At 46.9% G+C, this 456-nt stretch carries 1 protein-coding gene; it reads right to left on the bottom strand.

Annotation, left to right across the window (positions count from 1 at the left end; all coding sequences use genetic code 11):
* Positions 1–456 (bottom strand): transposase (locus tag FD23_RS07620; protein WP_155515445.1); only part of this gene is annotated, 456 nt, incomplete at both ends.

Genomic DNA, 456 nt, shown 5'->3' with positions numbered 1-456 from the left:
ATAGCGGCCTTCTTGTGACTTGCAGTCTCAGAAGACCGTTTTCGTTTCTCGTAATAATCCGCAATATGACAAGGGTTTCCCGCTTTCTTAGCCGACTGAATTTGGTTTATGGCCAAGTACAGCACCTTTCTGCCAATAGCTGTCCCACGCTTTGAAATTGACAGGTGGGCCGTGAGGTTGCCAGATTCATAAACTTGAGGATCAACATCAACGAAGGCATTTAATTGGCTAGGGTTGTTAAAACGCCTGATATCCCCAAGCTCACTAATGATTCTTAGAGCAGTGTTTTCGCCGATGCCTGGAATGCTTGTGAGGATCTCCAGATCCCGTTTAGGAGCTAGCTTTGCCATCTCCTGTAAAGCACTCTGGCACTCTTCTTCAGCGCTCAGAATATTGTTAATGGCCATTTCAAGGCCACGAATGTGTGCACTGCTCTTTTTGACAGCTGGGCATGCG

It is taken from the genome of Lactobacillus delbrueckii subsp. delbrueckii DSM 20074 = JCM 1012 (assembly GCF_001433875.1).
In the GTDB taxonomy this organism is placed as follows: domain Bacteria; phylum Bacillota; class Bacilli; order Lactobacillales; family Lactobacillaceae; genus Lactobacillus; species Lactobacillus delbrueckii.
The sequence above is the reverse complement of the archived record's forward strand: the minus strand, read 5'-3'. Positions and strand labels throughout refer to the sequence as shown.